General features: G+C 70.6%; 14 protein-coding genes and 2 pseudogenes. 3 read left to right on the top strand and 13 right to left on the bottom strand.

Annotated elements, in window-relative coordinates; translation table 11 throughout:
* Positions 1-292: 292 nt before the first annotated feature.
* The 9 genes from AB0M88_RS47080 to AB0M88_RS47040 all read right to left on the bottom strand — a co-directional run bounded on the left by AB0M88_RS47080 (position 293) and on the right by AB0M88_RS47040 (position 9,948).
* A complete protein-coding gene (locus AB0M88_RS47080; protein ID WP_364113722.1) occupies positions 293-595 on the bottom strand; it encodes a DUF427 domain-containing protein in 303 nt (100 codons plus the stop codon).
* 82 nt (positions 596-677) lie between these two features.
* The gene (locus AB0M88_RS47075) at positions 678-1,139 is read right to left on the bottom strand and encodes a DUF5709 domain-containing protein (RefSeq protein WP_364113720.1); all 462 of its coding nucleotides are present in this window, start codon (positions 1,137-1,139) and stop codon (positions 678-680) included.
* Between the two features lie 67 nt (positions 1,140-1,206).
* Positions 1,207-1,557: a DUF488 family protein gene (locus tag AB0M88_RS47070; RefSeq protein WP_364113718.1), complete on the bottom strand. Its 351-nt coding sequence runs from the start codon at positions 1,555-1,557 to the stop codon at positions 1,207-1,209.
* 71 nt (positions 1,558-1,628) lie between these two features.
* On the bottom strand, positions 1,629-3,092 hold the full coding sequence (locus AB0M88_RS47065) for a metallophosphoesterase family protein (RefSeq protein ID WP_364113716.1): 1,464 nt from the start codon (positions 3,090-3,092) through the stop codon (positions 1,629-1,631).
* Positions 3,093-3,155: 63 nt separating this feature from the next.
* Positions 3,156-4,931 (bottom strand): ABC transporter ATP-binding protein, encoded by a 1,776-nt coding sequence (locus AB0M88_RS47060; protein WP_364113714.1) that lies wholly within the window; start codon positions 4,929-4,931, stop codon positions 3,156-3,158.
* A complete protein-coding gene (locus tag AB0M88_RS47055) occupies positions 4,928-6,736 on the bottom strand; it encodes an ABC transporter ATP-binding protein (RefSeq protein ID WP_364113712.1) in 1,809 nt (602 codons plus the stop codon). Before AB0M88_RS47055 ends, AB0M88_RS47060 begins: the two co-directional genes overlap by 4 nt.
* 217 nt (positions 6,737-6,953) lie before the next feature.
* On the bottom strand, positions 6,954-7,643 hold the full coding sequence (locus AB0M88_RS47050) for a hypothetical protein (protein ID WP_364113710.1): 690 nt from the start codon (positions 7,641-7,643) through the stop codon (positions 6,954-6,956).
* Positions 7,644-7,654: 11 nt separating this feature from the next.
* Positions 7,655-8,968: an MATE family efflux transporter gene (locus AB0M88_RS47045; protein ID WP_364113708.1), complete on the bottom strand. Its 1,314-nt coding sequence runs from the start codon at positions 8,966-8,968 to the stop codon at positions 7,655-7,657.
* Positions 8,965-9,948, bottom strand: coding sequence for an aminoglycoside phosphotransferase family protein (locus AB0M88_RS47040; protein WP_364113706.1), 984 nt, complete (start codon positions 9,946-9,948; stop codon positions 8,965-8,967). Before AB0M88_RS47040 ends, AB0M88_RS47045 begins: the two co-directional genes overlap by 4 nt.
* 218 nt (positions 9,949-10,166) lie before the next feature.
* Here AB0M88_RS47040 and AB0M88_RS47035 point away from each other — a divergent pair, with 218 nt between their 5' ends.
* Together AB0M88_RS47035 and AB0M88_RS47030 are read left to right on the top strand one after the other, a co-directional pair.
* Positions 10,167-11,741: a serine hydrolase gene (locus AB0M88_RS47035; protein WP_364113704.1), complete on the top strand. Its 1,575-nt coding sequence runs from the start codon at positions 10,167-10,169 to the stop codon at positions 11,739-11,741.
* A 1,143-nt stretch (positions 11,742-12,884) separates the two neighbouring features.
* Entirely contained in the window at positions 12,885-14,264 is a 1,380-nt protein-coding gene (locus tag AB0M88_RS47030; protein WP_364113702.1) for an amino acid permease, read from the top strand.
* A gap of 51 nt (positions 14,265-14,315) precedes the next feature.
* Here AB0M88_RS47030 and AB0M88_RS47025 read toward each other — a convergent pair whose 3' ends face one another.
* Positions 14,316-15,677, bottom strand: coding sequence for a cellulase family glycosylhydrolase (locus AB0M88_RS47025; RefSeq protein ID WP_364113700.1), 1,362 nt, complete (start codon positions 15,675-15,677; stop codon positions 14,316-14,318).
* Positions 15,678-15,891: 214 nt separating this feature from the next.
* Between AB0M88_RS47025 and AB0M88_RS47020 the strand changes: the two genes are divergently transcribed.
* Complete coding sequence (locus AB0M88_RS47020) at positions 15,892-16,830, top strand: hypothetical protein (protein WP_364113698.1); 939 nt, start codon at positions 15,892-15,894, stop codon at positions 16,828-16,830.
* Between the two features lie 47 nt (positions 16,831-16,877).
* Here the strand turns inward: AB0M88_RS47020 and AB0M88_RS47015 are convergent, their stop codons facing one another.
* From AB0M88_RS47015 to AB0M88_RS47005, 3 genes and pseudogenes are all read right to left on the bottom strand, one after another.
* Positions 16,878-17,456: an AAA family ATPase gene (locus AB0M88_RS47015; RefSeq protein WP_364113696.1), complete on the bottom strand. Its 579-nt coding sequence runs from the start codon at positions 17,454-17,456 to the stop codon at positions 16,878-16,880.
* A 136-nt stretch (positions 17,457-17,592) separates the two neighbouring features.
* A pseudogene (locus tag AB0M88_RS47010) lies at positions 17,593-17,688 on the bottom strand (IS630 family transposase); the annotation flags it as partial.
* A pseudogene (locus AB0M88_RS47005) lies at positions 17,677-17,721 on the bottom strand (hypothetical protein); the annotation flags it as partial. The pseudogenes AB0M88_RS47010 and AB0M88_RS47005, both read right to left, overlap by 12 nt.
* Between the last annotated feature and the right edge of the window lie 77 nt (positions 17,722-17,798).

Below are 17,798 nucleotides of genomic sequence, written 5' to 3'. Positions count from 1 at the left end.
AGGTGCGCGGTTGTTGGCGCGGCGGCGCGTGCCGCGCCCGCTCGGGCGAGGGGAGGTGAGGTCCCTGCGCGAGGTGCGCGGTTGTTGGCGCGGCGGCGCGTGCCGCGCCCGCTCGGGCGAGGGGAGGTGAGGTCCCTGCGCGAGGTGCGCGGTTGTTGGCGCGGCGCCGCGCGCCGCGCTTGCTTGGGCGAGGTCGAGCCACGTCCTTGCGGGGCGCCCCGGCGCGTTCTGGGCCGCGGCGACGTAAGGCGGTGCTCCAGTGCGGCGGAAGGTGCCGCACTGGAGCGTGTGGTCAGCTGATGTCGACCTGGGACTTGTCGAAGGCGACGTAGCCCGCGAACTCGGTGCCGACGCGGTCGGTCGCGGTCGGCAGCGGCTCCGGGTAGCTCCAGGCCGCGTCGTGGTGGGCGGTGCCGCCGCTGGTGACGTCGTGGTACTGGGCCTTGCCCTTCCACGGGCACGTGTAGGGCGTGTCGCTGTCCGAGAGCGTGCCGGCGGTCAGTGAAGACGGCGGGAAGTACCAGTTTCCCTCGATCTTCACCAGTTGGTCGTCGCTCGCCTCGGCGATCACGGCGCCGTCGATGGTGGCCTTCATCGGGGTTCCCTCCTGTGATGCGGTGGGCTTGGTGCGGTGGGCTCGGTGCCGTGAGGCGACAGGCGCCGCCCCACGGCAGTTGTCAGAGCTCGGGGCCGGTGCCGGGCCCGTTCGGGTCGTCGACCAGGTGCACGGCGGCCTCCTCGGCCGACGCGGCGCCGTAGTCGATGCCGACGTCGGTGCCGAACGCCTGGTCGTCCTCGTCGGCGCCGAGGCCCTCGTCCTCGGCGACCAGGCGGCCCGAACGCGGGTCCTCGTCGTAGCCGCGGCGGGTCAGCTCGTCCTCGTCGGTGTCGGTGTTGTCCTCGCCGGCGCCGAAGTCGGGCTCCTCCTCGGAGAGGCGCTGGTCGAGCGACTCGCCCTGCGCCTCCTCAGCCGGCGTGGTGCCGAACCGGTTGGCGCCCGACCAGCGGTCGGCCGGCTCGTAGCCCACGTCGAGCGGATCACCGGCGGGGTCGTCCTCGAGGGTGTCCGACGAGTCGAGCAGGCCGGTGTCCTCCTCCGCGCCTGTCCAGTTGTCGTCAACCTCATCACGGTCGGTCATCGTCTCTCCCGAGTCGATCTTGGGCTATCTGCTCCCCACAACCTAGCGCCGACGCGCCGGTCACATGTCACCCGGCCAGCACCTCGGCCAGGATTTGCGCGTGGTTGTGTTCGGTGTCGTGTACTGCGTACAGCAGGGTGATCACCGGATGGCCGGTGAGTTTCCCGCGGAGCCGGCCGACCTCGGGGTTGTCCTTCAGTTCGGCCCGGTAGCGCCGGCTGAACTCGGCGAACTCGCCCGGGTGGGCGTGGAACCAGGTGCGCAGTTCGGTGCTGGGCGCGACCTCTTTCGCCCAGAGCCCGAGCGCCGCCCGCTCCTTGGAGACGCCGCGCGGCCACAACCGGTCGACCAGCACCCGGAAGCCGTCGCCGTCGCCGTCGTCGGCGTCCTCGTAGACGCGCTTGACCTGCAGGTTCACCCGCCCATCCTAGCCGCCGCCGGATCCTCCATGGAGGACGAGCCGGGCAGCGACGCGTACGCCGGCCCCCCTTAGCGTTTGAGGCCTGACAGGTCGTGTGCGACCACCGTGTTGCGGTCCGACACCGCGGCGCCGAGCGCGAACTGCGGCCAGTAGCCGAGGATCTCCTGCCGGCTGCGTTCGCTCCACCGGCGGGCCAGGTCGCCGCGCGACTTGTAGAAGTTGAGCGCGTAACCGCCGGTGTGCAGGCGCAGCACCGAGTAGCCGCCCGGGTACTCCTTGGCCGCGGCGATCTCCTGCAGCAGCACCTTCGGTGCGGACGGGCTGACCGTGCGCTTGTTGCGGTGGGTGTGGCCGGCGTGGTGCAGGAAGACGCCCGGCGTTGTCGCGTAGTCGCCGAGGATCGTGGCCGCCTGGTCGGCCAGCAGCGAGCTGCTCGGCGTGATCGGGAACGCGGAGTCCTGCACGACCAGTGGGTGGTGGCCGAAGACCAGCGTGGGGCGGTCCCGGTCCTTCGCCAGTTCGGAGCGGAACCAGGCCAGCTGCTCGGTCGACAGGGCGCCGGCGTCACCGCCGTTGCCCGGCTTGTCGTACGTGTCGAGGCCGATTACCCGCAGCCCGGACAGCTCGCGGGTGAAGTACGTCTGCTTCTGGTGCGCGAAGAACCCGTCGTAGAAGCAGTCGTTGCCCTGCCACTGTCCGACGCGGCAGTTGGCGTACGGGTCGCCGACGTGCGCCCGGTCGTGGTTGCCGCGGGTCACGAAGTAGTCCCGCTCGTACCGTCCGAAGCGGTCGAGAAGGTGCCCGGCCCGGCCGAGGTCGGCCGGCACCGCCTCGGCCGAGATGTCGCCGGCCGCGAGCAGGTAGCGCGGGTCGTGCCGCCGTACGTCCTCGACCAGCGACTCCAGCATGACCTCGGGGTAGGGCGGCAGCCCCGGCTCCTGGGTGATGCCGATGTACTGGGGCTGGCCGCCGACCAGCCCGGCCTGCGTCTCACCCATGTGCAGGTCGTTGCAGAGCACGACCGAGAAGAGGTAGCGCCCGCGCGGCGGCTGCGGGGTCGTGAACGCGAACGGCCCGGTGGTGCCCAGCCCGCAGGACGAGGTGCCGACCGCGTTGCCGCTGATCAGTGTGAACGGCGTCGGCGAGGCGGCCTGCCCGCGCGACCGGGCCTGGTAGTAGTAGGTCTGCCCGGGCTCGAGTCCGCGCAGCTCCACGTGGTGGTAGGCCGTGTTCGGGCCGGTCGCCTGGGCGACCCGGTTGAGCCGGGCCGGGTGGGTGCCGTAGACGACCACGCTGTCGGCCGGCGCGGGCAGCATGCGGCCGAGCCCGTCGTCGGTGCCCGGCACCCCGGTGTACCAGGTGACGACGGCGTGGTCCTCGGCCAGGGTCACGAGTTCGAGGTCGACGGCGGCCACGCCGTCGCGCCCGGTCCCGGCGGCGCGGGCGGGCTCGGCGAGGGCCAGTGGGCCGGCGGTGGCGGCCAGCGCGGTCCAGAGCAGCAGGTCACGGCGGGTGAAGTCACAAGCGGGCATAGGTCCGCAAGTTAGTTGGTATGACCGAAGCCCGCGTGAACGGCGCGGGAAGAGCCGACGAGACTAGCCGTAGGCCCGCGCCTGGAGGGTGAACAGTTCGGCGTAGAGGCCGTGGGCGGTCATGAGCTCGCCGTGGGTGCCGTATTCGGCCAGCCGGCCGTGGTCGAGGACGACGATGAGGTCGGCCATGCCCACGGTGGAGAACCGGTGGGAGATGAGCACGGTGATGCCGCCGTCCTGCCGTCCGGCCTGCCCGGCCGAGGAGGCGTAGCGCTCGAACAGGTCGTGCTCGGCCGAGGCGTCGAGGGCCGCGGCCGGCTCGTCGAGGATCAGCAGCAGGGGATGCGGCCGCATCAGGGCGCGGGCCAGGCCCACCGTCTGCCACTGGCCGCCGGACAGCTCCGTGCCGTCGGCGTACGAGTGGCCGACGTACCCCTCCAGCCCGCCGGGGACCGCGCGCAGGACCCGCTCCGCGCGGGCCTTCTCCGCGGCGGCGCCGACCGCCCCGGGGTCGCCGGCCCGGGCGATGTCGCCGTGCCCGATGCTCTCGCCGAGGGTCAGCTCGATGTGGTGGAAGTCCTGGAACAGGGTGGACACGCGGGAGCGCCACTGCGCGGGGTCGACTCCGGCCAGGTCCTGGCCGTCGACGAGGATCCGCCCGCTGGTCGGCCGGTAGAGGCCGCACAGCAGTTTGACCAGCGTGGACTTGCCGGCCCCGTTCTCGCCGACCAGGGCCAGGACCGACCCGGCCGGGATGTGCATCGAGACCCCGGACAGCACGGGCCGTTCCGCGCCGGGGTAGGTGAACGCGACGTCCTCCAGGGTGATCCCGTGGTTCAGCCTTCCCGGAAGGGTGGCCGTGGCGGCGGGACCCTCGGCGGCGATCGCCCGCAGGTCGCCTATCCGGTCGGTGGTGCGCCCGGCGACCTGCAGCAGCGACAGCACGCCGAGGGCGCCGGAGACCTGCACGCTCACCTGCACCGCGAGGGTGATGACGAGGACCAGGTCGCCGACCGAGGCGTGGCCGTGCAGCGCGCGGTAGAGCTCCAGCACGACGGCCCCGCCGTAGCCGAGGGCGAAGAACCCCTGGCCGAGCGCCCGGTAGACCGCGGCTTTGAGCTGGGCCCGCCACATTGCGCCGGTCACCTCGTCCCAGGCGGCCCGGTGGCGCCGGAGGATCTCGTCCTCGGCGCCGAACAGCCGCGACTCCCGGACCGGCCCGGTGCTGGTCGCGAGTTCGAGCAGGTGCTTGGCCAGCCGGAACCGCTCGGCGGTCCGCTCCCGGGCGTTTTCCACGGCGGACTGCGCCGTTCGTTCCAGCAGGACGGGCACCACGGCGCACAGCGGCAGGACCGCGAACAGCGGACTGACCAGAGCGAGCAGAACGACGGTGACGGCGAGCTGCAGCAGCAGGCCGGCGAGCTGCAGCACCCCCTCCATGGACTGGGCCGTGGCCTTCAGGCCGTCGCGTACCAGCTCCACGTCGTCGGCCACGTCGGGCCGGTCCAGGTGGTCGATGCGGGACGGCCCGTTCACCAGGTCCATCAGCTCGCCGCGCAGGCGCATCTCCTGCCCCTCGGACAGCCGGGTGAGATCCAGGTGGCAGAAGTGGCCGAGCATGAGCTGGGCGACCAGTGCCACCGAGGCGAAGACCGCCGCGACCAGCGCGGGCCCGGAACGGCCGGCCAGTACGTCGTCGGTCAGGTCGCGCAGCGCCAGGGCAGCCAGTGGCGCGGCGACGTAGAGGGCGATCGCGAGTACGGTCGCGCGCAGCAACCGCATCGCGTCCACCTTCAGGCCCAGGGCGAACAGGAAGCGCACCGCTCGGAAGATCCTCATGCGAACCTCCGGGCCTGCAGCTCGAACAGCCCCGCGTACTGGCCGCCCGCCGCCATCAGCTCCTCGTGGCTGCCCTGTTCCGTGATCCGGCCGCCGTCCAGGACCACGATCCGGTCCGCGCGCCGCACGGTGGAGAACCGGTGGGAGATGACCACGGTCGTCAGCCCGCGGGTGAGTTCCAGGAACCGGTCGAAGAACGCGACCTCGGCCCGGACGTCCAGCTGCGCGGTCGGCTCGTCCAGCACGAGCACGGAGGCGCCGGCCTGCACGGCGAACAGGGCGCGGGCCAGGGCGATCCGCTGCCACTGCCCGCCCGACAGGTCCACCCCGCCCGAATAGCGGCTGGACAACACGGTCGCCAGGCCCTCCGGCAGGGTCGCGATCACCTCGGCGGCACCGGCCCACTCGATGGCCCGTTGCAGGGCCTCCGAGTCGGCCATCTGCCCGGGTGCGCCGAGCCAGACGTTGGCGGCCGCGTCGAGCTCGTAGCGGACGTAGTCCTGATAGATCACCGCGAGGCGTCGCTGCCACGACCGGGCGTCGAACTCGCCCAGGCCGGTGCCGTCCACGCTGATCCGGCCGGCGGTCGGCTCGTACAGCTTCGACAGCAGCTTGACCAGTGTGGTCTTGCCCGCGCCGTTCAGCCCGACGATCGCGGTCGACGTGCCCGCCGGCAGCTCCAGATCGAGCTCTCGCAGCACATTACGGCCGCGGCCCGGGTAGGAGAAGCTGACCTTCTCGAACGCGATACCGCGTACGGGAACCGGCCCGGCCGGCCCACCGGGCCGCCGCCGATCCGGGGAGCGCTGCCCGGCAGCCCGCTCGATCGCCAGGATCGACTCGTAGGCCCGCATGCCGTCCTGGGTCTGGGAATCGGCCTCGGGGAAGTACACCCCGAACCGCAGCGGGATGAGGATCGCCTGCAGGCCCAGCGACAGGCCGAGCACGCTCAGGTCGCCGCGGCCGGCGGCGTCGCGCAGCATGATCAGCACGGCCAGCGCCCCCGCCAGCACGACCAGGCTGTACGCGGTGAACGGCGCGAGGCGGATCCGGCGGCGGGCGCGCCACAGTGGACGCAGGTAGGAATCGGAGTCGCGATCAGCGCGCTGCCGCCACCACGGCAGCGTCCCGAGCATCCGGATCTCCTTGGCCGCGGCCGTCGAACTGCCGGTGTCGAGGACGTAGTAGGCCTTGCGCCGGGCGGCCGCGCTCCGGCTCCGGAGAACCGAATAACGGGTCTGCGCGCCCCGCTCGCCGAACCGGGCGACCAGCGCCGCCGCCGTGATCACCAGCGCGGCCACCGGGCCGAGCACCATCCCGGTGAGCACCACGCCCCCGGCGAGCTGGACATAGCGGGCGATCAGCGCGATCAACCCGGCGACCGCCGCACCCGGGGTCGCCGAGTATTCGACCAGGCCCCGGCGGGCATCACCCATCCGGTCCAGGAGATCCGGCTGTTCCAGCCGGTCGATGGGCGCCTCGGTGAGGGTGGCCCGCATGAGCCGCCGGGCGCAGGCGGCGTCCACCCGCCGGCTGATCAGTTCGGTGAACGCGGCCTGGAACGGCGAGAGGACAGCCTGCAGCAGCAGCGAGACCACGGCCAGCCCGACCCCGGCCCAGATGCCGCGGCCGGTTCCCGCGACCCGGTCGACGGCCACGCTGGTGCCGATCACGAACCCCAGGGGGAGCAGGCCGATCAGCAGATTGAGCGCCGCCGCGACGATGGTGACGGGGCCGGCCACGGGAAGCAGCCGGATGATGCGGAGCCAGCTGTGCCGGCGTGAAGTATCGAGTTGCTGGGACATTGCTCCCCTGATCAGGCAGGACGAAGCGGCAGCACCCGCGAAGCGAGTGACTGCCGACCGGACACCGATGTGGCGGTGCGTCCCGCACTGCCCCAGGAGGGGCAGGCAATGGCCGCGGCGCCGCTAGGCGTCGGTGATCGAGAAGCAACCCATGTCGCCACCCTAGCGGACTATGTCGCCGCCGGGGGGACACCGACGTCCCGGCCACGAGGACCCCTCAGCTCAGGTCCTCGTCGGACAGTGCCTGGATGGTCAGCCGCGTCTGGCCGGCGACGGTCAGATGCTGCGAAGTCGTCAACGCGGCCCGCACCGACTCCAGGTCCACGAGCAGTGTTCCCGCGAGGTCGTCGATGGTCGTGGTCATCCGGCCGAGCGGCGACCAGGAGGCGAGCGCGTAGATGTCGTCGTCGAGGGTGTCGGGCCGGAACGTCTCCGGGTCGCGTACGAGCCAGGCCGGCAGGCGCAGGTGGGCGGCCCAGAACCGTACGGTCCAGTCGAACCCGCGGCCCACCGCGACGCGGCACACCCGGGCCCGGTAGTGGCCGGGACCGCCGAGCGGGAACGCCGTCCACGAGTGCCGGGTGCCGCCGGTGGTACGGGTGAGATGGACGAAGCCGGTGCGACAGAAGTACGGGGTCTCGACCACGTCGCCCCACGGCTCGGTCTCCGGCCCCGGCTCGCCGTCGTGCGCCTCGATCAGCACCCGCTGGTTGGAGCCGGTGGCGTTGAGCTGCAGAAATCCCGTCCCGGCCCGGGCCACCGTGCCCCACAGCGATCCGCTGGACTCGCCCAGCAGCCCGCCGTCGTCGACGTCGTCGAACTGCCCGCACGGGTCGTCGTCGCGGATGACGACGCTGCCGAACTCGGGGCCGTACTCGTCCTCGTACAGCCGCGCGATCACCCCCACGTTTCAGCAGCCTAAGCCGGATTCGGCCGCCCGGTGGCCGAAGCGCGGGGGTACGACAAGATCAGGGCGAGCGTCGCCGACACCAGTTCACCCAGGGCCAGGGCGGTCCAGACACCCGTGACGCCGGTCCGGCCCAGCAGCAGCACCAGCGGCGCCTTCACCAGCAGCAGGGTGCCGATCGAGATGAGGTAGGACGGGCCGGCCCGGCCGACCGCCTGGCAGTAGGCGGAGACGAGCGGGGTCACGCCGGCGAAGGCGAAGCCCAGGCCGATGATCCGCAGCGCGCCGCGGCCGGTCGACGCCGTCGGGCCGGCGCCGAGGAAGAAGCCGACCAGCGGGCCGGCGAACAGGACGACCGCGGCGGCGACCAGGAATCCGTAGAGCAGCGACGCCCGCAGGGCCAGGGCCCGGGCCCGGGCGACGCGCGTGACGAGACCGCGGCCGGTGTTGTAGCCGACTATCGGCTGCAGGCCCTGGCTGATGCCGAGCTGAGGCATCATCACGAAGGTCTGGATGCGGGCGCAGACGGCGTACGCGGCGAGCGCGGACGTCGCGCCGAGCGACTTGTTGACCAGCAGGGCCAGCAGCGTGGCGCCGAGCCCGGTGAGGAACGACGGGGCGCCGACACCGACCAGCGCGCGCACGGTCGGGCCGTGGAACACCAGGTCGGACCGGCGGATCCGGTAGGGGCGGTCCCGCTGGACGAAGAAGAACCACATGCTCAGGCCGGCCGACACCGACTGGCCGCCGACCGTGCCGAGCGCGGCGCCGCGTACCCCGAGGTGCAGCCCGAAGATGAGCACCGGATCGAGGATGATCTGGAGCAGCACCGCCGCGACCCAGATCAGGGTGGAGAAACGCATCCGGCCCTCGGCCCGCACCAGGCTCGAGAAGCCGGTCGAGACGAGCGCCCCGGCCAGGATGATCCCGGCGTAGCCGCGGGACGCCCCGGTCGTGTCACCGAGCAAGGCCAGCAGCGGGCCGAGTGCGATGAGGCCGACGACGGTGATGACCGCCGCGGTGGCCCAGAACAGGGCGAAGGCGTTCCCGGCCGCCCGCGCGGCCGACAGCGGATCACCCGCGCCCAGCGACCGGGAGACCAGCGAGGCGCCGCCCACGCCGACGGTCGTCGACACCGCGCCCAGCACGAGCAGCACCGGGGCGACCAGGTTGACCGCGGCCATCGCCGACGGCCCGACCCCGCGGGCGACGAACGCGGCGTTGGTCAGCGCATAGATTCCATAGACCCCCACGGAGAGCGTGGTCTGCGAGCACGCCTGCCAGAGCAGCCGGCCGACCGGCCGGCTTCCCAGGGGAGACGTCAATGCGTACGCCCGAGCAACGCCATGAGATCGTCGATCCGCGCCCGGGCGAAGTCGTATTCCTCGTCGTCGTTGTGACCGCGATAGCGGGTCTCGACGACCATGATGACGGCCAGGTACATCGTGTACAGCCGCCGCCGGATCCGTTCGGCCGGGCTCAACTCCGTCCGGCCGTAGCCGCGCATGAAAGCGGTCGACGACCCGAACACCGGCATCTCGAACGCGGTGAACCCGGCCTCGATCAGCGGATCGCCGTAGAACGCGCGCTCGTGGTCGATGACGCAGGCGATCCGCCCGTCCGAGATCATCGCGTTGTTGTCCCAGAGGTCCCACTCGACGAACACCGGCTCGGTGACCTCGTCCAGTGTGGGCGCGTGCTCGGTGAACACCTTGCGTACTTCGGCGTAGTCCCAGCCGAGGTCGACCGACCGCCGCTCGCCGTCGCGCAGGATGTCCTCGACCATCGCGGCGAACCGGACCCGCCACGAGGCGACGAAAGGCCCGGCGAGCGGCCCGAACCCGGGCCCCTTGATCGAGTTGAGCTCCCGCGTCGTCGCGCCGAGCGCCTCGTTGTAGCGGTCCCGCTCGGCCGGCGAGAGCTGCTCCTTGATCATGCCGAAGTTGGGCGCGTCGACGAAGCCCATGAAGAAGTAGTCGGAGTCGCACAGCTCATGGCTGCAGTCGGCGAAGTGGACGTCCGGCACCGGCACGGTCGTGTGCTCCCGGATCAGCCGGATCGCGGCGAGCTCGGTGGCCATGGCCCCTCGCTCGTAGGTCAGAACCTCAACCCCGGCGGGCGGCGCGATTTTGAGAACCACCTGCGCGCCGTCGCGCAAGCGGATCCGGTACGCGACGCTGAACCACCCATGACTCAGCTCGGTCACCCAGTCGTCGCCGGTCGGGACGCGGCTCACCCCGTACGCCCGCGAGATCATGGCTCGCAGAGCCGGCAGCGACTGTCTGTTCTTGGTGATGCTCTCCATCGGAGCCCCCGGAACTTAAACGGTTAAGCGTCGAGTTTCCAGCATGGGTGAGAGCGCTCTCCGGGTCAAGAGTGGTGTAACTTGTCGGGCAGGTGGTTCCGGTCGCCTCTGGGTCCGCGGGCAGAGCTGCAAGCTCACCGGTTTGCGCAAGTCGCATGTCGACGACGGCTGTCTTTCCGCCCGACGTCGCGGACCCGCGGGCACGAGGAGAGACTGCCTTGTCCATCCAGCCACGGGATCTTCCCGACCACCCCAGCCTGCGCTATCTCAAGGTCGAGGCGAAACGCCGCCTCGGCGCGGGCGAGTTCCCCACCCTGCACGACGCCCAGCGGGCGATCGCCCGCGAGCACGGCCTGCCTAGCTGGACTGCGCTCAAGGCCGCCATCGAGGGCGAGACCAACCCGGCGCTGGCCCAGGTGCGCTGGGTCGTCGTCCGCTTCCGCGGCGCCGCCTCCCCGTCCTGGCTCCCACCCAGCGAGCCCGAGCTGCGCGAACACTTCGCCGACGACTTCCTCAAGCTGCTCCCACCCGACATCATGGTGCGGGCGCTGCGCCCGGTCGCCGCCCAGCTCCACCAGCACCTGACGGTCACCTCGGCCGGCCCGGAAACCGTCCGCGCCCGCATCGGCGGCCTCCGCGTCGAGGCAGCGGCCGAACCCTCCGATCCCCGCCGGTTGCGGGTCATGCGGCTTTACCCGATCGCCGACCCCGCCCCCGATCAGCCCTCCGCCGCTCCGCCGCGGAGCTTCACCGGCCCGGTACCGGATACGGCTCTCGTGACGCTGGGCGAGAGCTATTCGGAGCTCGGCCTGACCGCCCTCTCGGCCGCCGCGCACTGGCCGGGGGAGAGGGCGGGTGGATGGCGGCTCGGGGCGGTCGCCGCCGCGGGTGGCGGGTTGGCTGCTGCTGGTCGTCCGGTCGCTGACGGACTGGAGGCTTGCGGGCCGCTTGCGGCCGGCGATGACCGCATGCGCGAGGTGCCCGGCGGTGTCTCGTGGGCGGCGGCGTTCGGGTGGGCCGACCTCGATCGTGAGGAGCGGCTGCGCGTTGAGCACCGCTTCCCGGTCTATGGCACGACCAAGGCGATCACCGCGGTGGCCGTGCTGCGCCTGATCGCGGACGGGCGGGTCGAACTCGACGCGCCGGCCAATGGCTACCTGACCGGAACGCGGCTCGACGACGACGTCACGGTCCGCGATCTGCTCGCCCATCGCGGGGGCGTGCCCAACCCGGGCGAGCTGTTCGCCGAGCGGGTGCCCGACCAGCGGGAACTCCTCGGCGTGACGGTCGCCTGCGAGGGGCGGGGTGAGGTCCGGATCAGTCACGGCGGTTACGGCGTCCTCGGCCAGTTGCTGAGCGACGTGACGGGTGAGAGATTCGCTGACGCGGCCCGCACGCTCGTGCTCGAACCGCTGGGCATGACCCGCTCGTCCTTCCCCGAGCGGTGGCCGGTCACCGACGCCGTCACGGGACATGGCGACGACGGGCCGGTCCGCATGCTCGGCGCGCTACCGGCTGCCCTGGGCCTCTGGTCCACACCGGCCGACATCGTGCGGTTCGGGAGCGGCTGGGCCTCCCTGCTCCCCGGCGACCTCGCGACCGAAGCGCTCAACGACGGCCTGGGCTGGCTGGTCAACCGTCAGCGGGGCCTCTACGGCCACCCGGGAACGGGCCCCGGCGGGACCACGTCGTTCGTCATCTCGACGGACGGGCGGTCGGTCACGGCCGCGTCCACCAACCGGCGGGTCCTGGTCGAGTCGGTCGTCGCCCGCCTGGCACGCCCGGTCGGCTGAACGCACGGCCGGGCGCGGGGCGCGAAAGGGCTTCGCGCCGAGCCGGAAAGCTGACGGCATCGCGGGGGCCGCGCAGCGCCGCTGAATGAAGGGTTTAGCGTCAGGCGACAAAAAGCGGGACCGTGCGCGGGCTGGGTAGCGCCACGAGGGGCCTGGGCGGAGGGCGGCAGTCAGGAGAGCCGGGGGCGGGGCGAGGACAGGTTCGTGTCGCGGAGGGATGCGCAGCGCCCGGGGCTGAGCGGCCGCGGGAGGGGCCTTTCGCCGGGCGGCAAGAGCTGGGTCGCTGCCGGCGTCGCGAGAGCTGGGCGGAGGGCGGAACCGCTTCGCGGCAGGTGACGAGAGTTGGGGGCGTCGCGAAGGGGAGCGCAGCGGCGGAAAGGGCTGAGCGGACGGCGACCACGACACCCCGCTCGACCGGCAGCCTGCTCGCCGCCGCCACCTCGCAGGACGGTTTGCGCCGGGCGGCAAGGGCTTGGGCGCCGCGGGGGTTGGGGTGGTGCCGCGGGGGTTGCACTGCGCCGAGTCGAGGGCGGGAGGGTTTTACGTCGGGCGGCAAGAGCTGGGTGCGCCGCCAGGGCTGGGGTAACGCCGCGAAGCACTGGCCGGCGCCGGAAGGGGCTGGGCGGAAGACCGAAGGGGCTGGGCGGAAGACGGAAGGGCCTTGCGCCAAGTGACAAGAGCTGCGAGCGCCGCGAGGACTGGTCGGCGTCGCGAAGGACTGGCCGACGTTGGAAGGGGCTGGGCGAAGGAGGGAAGGGCTTCGCGCTGGGCGCAAGAACCGAGAGCGCCGGGAGGGCGGGGTGGGTAGCACCGCGAAGGGCGGAGTTCGGAAGAGCCGACTGGCGCTCGGCGAGAACTGACGGTGCCCGGCGAGAGCTGACGGCGTTGGGGACGGCTGACTGGCGCTCGGCAAGAGCTGACGCGTCGGGACGGGCTGAATCCGTTTGGGAGGGCTGAGTGATGCCGGGGAGGGGCTGGGCGGCGGGAGGGGCTGGGCGGCGGGGAGGGCTGGGCGGCGGGGAGGGCTGGGCGGCGGGGAGGGCTGAGTGGCGTACGGGAAAAGGGCCGGCGGCTCGCGGGGCCGACGGCTTGGAATCCATGATGTTGGATGCGTTGTGGGGGAAAGCGTGGTAGTCCATGTAAATGGACGGACTGTTCCGGCGGAAGCCGGTCGAGGACATCACCGACGAGACGCGGACCGACCTCAACCGTTCGCTGGGGCTGTTTCAGCTGACCGCGATCGGCGTCGGCGGCATTATCGGCGCCGGGATCTTCGCGCTGGCCGGGGCGGTGGCGCACGAGACGGCCGGGCCGGCTGTGCTGATCTCGTTCCTGATCGCGGGGGTGGCGAGTGCGGCCGCGGCGCTCTCCTATGCCGAGTTCGCGGGCATGATTCCGAAGGCCGGCTCGGCCTACACCTATGGCTATGCGGTGCTGGGGGAGATCGTCGGCTGGTTCATCGGCTGGGATCTGCTGCTGGAATATACGGCGATCGTGGCGGTGGTGGCGATCGGCATCTCCGGGTACTTCTCGTTCCTGATGTCGGATGTCGGGGTGCACCTGCCGGCGTGGATGCTGGGGGCGCCGGGCACCGGGACCGGCCATGTGGTCGATCTGTTCGCGGTACTGCTGTGCCTGCTCATCGCCTACCTGCTCAACCTCGGCGTCCGGGCGGCGGCCCGCACCGAGACCGCGGTCGTCGCGGTGAAGGTGGCCGTCGTGCTGCTTGTGGTGGTCGTCGGGTTCTTCCACGTGCACTCGTCGAACTACCACCCGTTCTTCCCGTTCGGGGTGGGCGGGGCGATCACCGGTGCGTCCACTGTGTTCTTCGCGGTGTTCGGCTACGACGCGATGAGCACGGCGGCCGAAGAATCCAAGGATGCGCGGCGGCATCTGCCCAAGGCGATCATCTACTCGCTGGCCATCTCGATGGTGCTCTACGTGCTCGCCTGCCTGGTGCTGACCGGCATGCAGAACTACAAGGACGTCGACCCGAAGAGCGGCTTCTCGACCGCGTTCGCCTCGGTCGGGCTCTCCGGGCTGGCCGACGTCATCGCGGTCGGCGCGATCATCGGCATTCTGACGGTGATGTTCACGTTCATGTTCGGCGTGACCCGGGTCTGGTATTCGATGAGCCGCGACGGTCTGCTGCCCCAATGGTTCGCCCGTCTGCACCCGACCCGCCGGGTGCCGACCCGGGTCACCTGGATCACCGGCGCCGCGTCGGCGATCATTGCCGGCTTCCTGCCGATCGAGGAGGCGGCGGAGCTGACCAACATCGGCATTCTGCTGGCGTTCGTCGTGGTCTGCGTGGCGGTGATCGTGCTTCGCTACCGCAGGCCGGACGTGCCGCGCAGTTTCCGCCTGCCCGCCATGCCGGTGGTTCCGGCGATCGGCGTGGTCTTCTCGATCTGGCTGATCACGTTCCTGTCGCCGGTCACGTGGCTGCGGTTCGCGGTCTGGTTCGTGATCGGCATGATCGTCTACTTCTTGTACAGCCGGAAGCATTCGCTGCTCAATTGAGGCCTGCGGCGGGAGGAGGCGCCGGGCCGCTCTGGGCGGCCCGGCACCGGGTCAGCCTGCGGTGCAGGTCGGATTGGGTACGGGGTTGGAGCCGTTCCACGAGCCGAGGAAGCCGAACGAGGCCGTCCCGCCGGCGGCCAGGCTGCCGTTGTAGCTGACGTTGCGGGCCGTCACGTTCGCGCCGCTGCTCGTCACGGTCGCGTTCCAGGCCTGGGAGACGGTCTGGCCGTTGGCGTAGGTCCACGTCACCGTCCAGCTCTTGATCGCCGACGAGCCCGCGGTCACCTTGACGTCGGCCTGGAAGCCGCCGCCCCACGAGCCGGTGATCGAGTAGGCCGCCGTGCAGCCACCACCGGACGGAGGCGGCGTGGTGGGCGGCGTGGTGGGCGGTGTGGTCGGGGGACTGGTCGGCGGAGTGGTGGGCGGCGGAGTCGACGTGCCGAAGATGGTCGCCTGCTTGGCGGTCGCCTTGATGCCGTTGGGGCCGTTGACGATCCGCTGACCCCACGTGGTGAGCTGGGCCGGGTCGAAGTTGTTGGTCATGTCGAGGATCGGGTCGTTGTTGCCCGCCCACGACCATCCGATGTAGCCGATGCCGCGCTTGACCGCCTCCGACATCAGCGTCTGGTCGTCGACCTGGGTCGAGTCGTACTGCCAGCCGAACTCGCCGATCACCAGCGGCCAGCCCTTGGCGGCGAACGTGTCCAGGTAGGACGCGATCGACGAGGCCGTGTTGAACACCGAGTACATGTGGATGGACAGCATCGTGTTGTGCTGCGAGTCGGCGTCGAGGACCGTCTGCGCGTTGTCGCGCATCGTGAACTGCCAGTCCTGGCCCCAGTTCGGCGCGTCGACCATCAGCATGTGCTGGAAGCCGTTGCTGCGCATCTTCTGGACCGCGGCGACCGTGGCGGCCGTCCACTGGCCGGGGTTGGTGTTGCCGATCGGCTCGTTGCCGATGTTGATGATGACGTAGTCCTCCTGGCCGGCCAGCACGCTCTTGAGGCCGATCCAGTAGTTCACCGCCTGGTCGAGCGTGTACGCCGCGCTGTCCTCGCCGTACCCGGTGGTGTCGTGGTCCTCGAGGACGCAGATCAGCTTGTTCTGCTTGCACAGCGCGATCACGTTGGCCACGTCGGCGGCCGAGTTGGCGGTCCAGCGGCCGCCGCTGAGGACCACGCGTACGGTGTTGGCGCCGGTCGCCTTGATGTCGGCGAACGAGCCGGTCTGGTTGGCGAACCAGGTGTGCTCGTGGTTGATGCCGCGCATCACGAACTTGTTGCCGTTCGACTCGACGATGCTGGTCCCGCTGATGTGCAGCCCGGTGGCGGCGAGCGCCGGCCGGGCGAGGAACAGCGTGGACGCGAGGACGGCGAGCACGGCCGCGCCGATGCTCGTCAGACGTCTTTTCATGGCCTGCCTCGGGATCGATGGACGGGGACGGCGCGCCCACGATCACGCCGGTGAAGCATTGACATCTACCTATCTACATGAGCAGACGCCGTGCAGGCAAGCGCTTGCCTGATCACCCGAGATGCGCGGAATCATAAATTTCCTTAAATGGACTATATGTAAGACAAGCTCACGATTAGCCTCCTCCGCATCCCTCACAACGGAGGTAATCCCCATGAAGTACCGCAAAACCCTCGTCGGCGGTCTGGTCGCGGCCGTCGCTGTCGGAGGTGTCTGGGCCGGCATGTCGGTGAGTGAGGCGGCCACGACGGCCGCTTCCGCTCTTGCCGTACGCGGCGGCGCGCCCTACATCTACTCCAACGTGAGCGGCACCAAGGACCCGGTCAACGTCATGAACACGACCGGCGTGAAGGCGTTCACCCTCGCCTTCATCCTCAACCAGGGCACCTGCTCGCCGGTCTGGGACTCGGGCACGCTCAACGACTCCGGCAAACAGAGCATGATCAACAAGATTCGCGGGGCCGGCGGTGACGTGGTCGTGTCGTTCGGCGGCTACTCCGGCAACAAACTCGGCAACTCGTGCTCCAACGAGACCGTGCTGGCCGGGGCCTACCAGAAGGTGATCGACCTCTACAAGCTCAAGGCGATCGACATCGACCTGGAGGCGGGTGAGGTCAGCCAGTCCAACAAGGTCCTCAAAGCACTGAAGATCGTCAAGCAGAAGAACCCCGGCGTCTCGACGATCCTGACCCTGGGCACCGGCAAGAACGGGCTCGAGGGCGACGAGGCGAAAATCCCCGGCCAGGCCGCCGCGATCGGCTCCCCGGTCGACAACTGGACGATCATGCCGTTCGACTTCAGCGACAACGACTCCGGCGTCGACCACGGCGCGGTCACCGTCTCGGCCAGCGAGGGTCTGCACAAGCAGCTCAAGTCGGCGCTCGGCGGCACCGACGCGAGCATCTACGCCAAGCAGGGCATCTCGTCGATGAACGCGAAGACCGACGCGAACGGCAACGTCACCGTCGCCAACTTCAACACCATGCTGTCCTACGCCCAGCAGCACGGCCTCACGCGCTTCACGTACTGGGAGCTCAGCCGCGACAACGCCAACCTGGACTACACCAAGGTGATCGGCAAGTTCCAGGGATAGGAGACCGGGGATCCGGGCCGGCGGGGGTGCGGCCCGGATCCCCAGCCTCAAGTGCGGCCGTCAGGCACCAGTCGTTGACGGAGCCGATCGAACGCCTTCGGGCCCGCGGTCGCGTCCAGCCCCTGCACGATCATGCGCGCGCACTCGTCAGCTCCGGTGTCCGTGGTATCCACGGCGATGTCGAACTCGCCATGCGCGTAGACCATCGTCTGCGAGCGGGCCAGCCCCAGCGGCCGATCACCGCGAACGCGCTCCCGCCGCTCGAGCTCCTCGGCTGAGCAACGAACCTCCACGAGCGTCACGTCATATCCGGCCAGCGTCGTGAGCAGATCCGTGACGCGCCACTGCTCGCTGAGCGGGTAGTCCATGATGACGTGGTTCCCCGCCGAGGCCAGGGCGGCCACTGCCCGGTGATAGCCGAGCCGGGTCCTCCGCAGCATTTCGCTGACTTCCGTCTCGTCGAGCACCCGAGTGTGGACGGCGGAACGCATCGCTCCGATCGCGTCGACGGGAACGAAGAACCACGGGTCGGCAAGCAGCGGAAGCAGAGCCCGGGCAACGCTGCTCTTCCCCGAACTCGAAGCGCCGTTGAGCAGCACGATCCGGCCCGTTCCTGGTGTCGTCACGACGAAACACTAGACACCTTTTGGGGTGGGGTCAGGGTGGTGTTGGTGGAGGTAGACCCGTTGCGGTGAGGTAGCCGTCGATCGGGGCGGCGCGGTATTGCATGCGTTCAAGGCGGTTCTTCGCCGCGGTGGTGGGGTCGTTGACGGTGCGGACGGCAAGGTTGGCCAGGCTGCCTTTGATGGTCGGCCAGACGTTCTCGACCGGGTTGAGCTCTGGTGCGTAGGCCGGGAGTTCGTAGACGCGCGGCCAAGGCTGGGCGGCGATCGCCGCCCGAGTCGTGGGAGTCTTGTGCAGCGACAGGCGGTCCCGGACCAGCGCGATCGGGGCGTCCAGCAGCCGGA

This window comes from Actinoplanes sp. NPDC051411 (assembly GCF_040682075.1).
In the GTDB taxonomy this organism is placed as follows: domain Bacteria; phylum Actinomycetota; class Actinomycetes; order Mycobacteriales; family Micromonosporaceae; genus Actinoplanes.
The sequence above is the reverse complement of the archived record's forward strand: the minus strand, read 5'-3'. Positions and strand labels throughout refer to the sequence as shown.

Excerpts from the sequence above, each read along its gene's own strand:
- AB0M88_RS47080 (WP_364113722.1), bottom strand. The coding sequence starts at position 595 with ATGAAGGCCACCATCGACGGCGCCGTGATCGCCGAGGCGAGCGACGAC.
- AB0M88_RS47075 (WP_364113720.1), bottom strand. The coding sequence starts at position 1,139 with ATGACCGACCGTGATGAGGTTGACGACAACTGGACAGGCGCGGAGGAG.
- AB0M88_RS47065 (WP_364113716.1), bottom strand. The coding sequence starts at position 3,092 with ATGCCCGCTTGTGACTTCACCCGCCGTGACCTGCTGCTCTGGACCGCG.
- AB0M88_RS47060 (WP_364113714.1), bottom strand. The coding sequence starts at position 4,931 with ATGAGGATCTTCCGAGCGGTGCGCTTCCTGTTCGCCCTGGGCCTGAAG.
- AB0M88_RS47055 (WP_364113712.1), bottom strand. The coding sequence starts at position 6,736 with ATGTCCCAGCAACTCGATACTTCACGCCGGCACAGCTGGCTCCGCATC.
- AB0M88_RS47040 (WP_364113706.1), bottom strand. The coding sequence starts at position 9,948 with ATGGAGAGCATCACCAAGAACAGACAGTCGCTGCCGGCTCTGCGAGCC.
- AB0M88_RS47030 (WP_364113702.1), top strand. The coding sequence starts at position 12,885 with ATGGACGGACTGTTCCGGCGGAAGCCGGTCGAGGACATCACCGACGAG.
- AB0M88_RS47025 (WP_364113700.1), bottom strand. The coding sequence starts at position 15,677 with ATGAAAAGACGTCTGACGAGCATCGGCGCGGCCGTGCTCGCCGTCCTC.
- AB0M88_RS47020 (WP_364113698.1), top strand. The coding sequence starts at position 15,892 with ATGAAGTACCGCAAAACCCTCGTCGGCGGTCTGGTCGCGGCCGTCGCT.